The organism is Sporosarcina soli (assembly GCF_042655805.1).
GTDB lineage: Bacteria > Bacillota > Bacilli > Bacillales_A > Planococcaceae > Sporosarcina > Sporosarcina soli.
Genome location: NZ_JBHSNO010000026.1, coordinates 1 through 1,068 on the forward strand (window position 1 = coordinate 1; position 1,068 = coordinate 1,068).

Below are 1,068 nucleotides of genomic sequence, written 5' to 3' on the forward strand. Positions count from 1 at the left end.
GCGGGGAGGTGGTACAGGAATATCAACCTGTTGTCCATCGTCTACGCCTTTCGGCCTCGACTTAGGTCCCGACTAACCCTGAGCGGACGAGCCTTCCTCAGGAAACCTTAGGCATTCGGTGGAAGGGATTCTCACCCTTCTTTCGCTACTCATACCGGCATTCTCACTTCCAAGCGCTCCACCAGTCCTTACGGTCCAGCTTCAACGCCCTTGGAACGCTCTCCTACCACTGACACCAAAGGTGTCAATCCACAGTTTCGGTGATTCGTTTAGCCCCGGTACATTTTCGGCGCAGCGCCACTCGACCAGTGAGCTATTACGCACTCTTTAAATGATGGCTGCTTCTAAGCCAACATCCTGGTTGTCTGGGCAACGCCACATCCTTTTCCACTTAACGAATACTTGGGGACCTTAACTGGTGGTCTGGGCTGTTTCCCTCTCGACTACGGATCTTATCACCCGCAGTCTGACTCCCAAACATAAATCATCGGCATTCGGAGTTTGTCTGAATTCGGTAACCCGGGATGGGCCCCTAGTCCAAACAGTGCTCTACCTCCGAGATTCTTTCGTTTGAGGCTAGCCCTAAAGCTATTTCGGAGAGAACCAGCTATCTCCAGGTTCGATTGGAATTTCACCGCTACCCACACCTCATCCCCGCACTTTTCAACGTACGTGGGTTCGGGCCTCCAGTAAGTGTTACCTTACCTTCACCCTGGACATGGGTAGATCACCTGGTTTCGGGTCTACGACCCCATACTCATTCGCCCTATTCAGACTCGCTTTCGCTGCGGCTCCGCATTCACTGCTTAACCTTGCATGGAATCGTAACTCGCCGGTTCATTCTACAAAAGGCACGCCATCACCCATTAACGGGCTCTGACAACTTGTAGGCACACGGTTTCAGGTTCTATTTCACTCCCCTTCCGGGGTGCTTTTCACCTTTCCCTCACGGTACTGGTTCACTATCGGTCACTAGGGAGTATTTAGCCTTGGGAGATGGTCCTCCCGGATTCCGACGGAATTTCACGTGTTCCGCCGTACTCAGGATCCACTCTGGAGAGAATGGAT

The 1,068-nt window shown here is 52.5% G+C and carries 1 rRNA gene; it reads right to left on the reverse strand.

Annotation, left to right across the window (positions count from 1 at the left end):
* Window positions 1–1,068, reverse strand: a 23S ribosomal RNA gene (locus tag ACFPRA_RS24960); the annotation flags it as partial.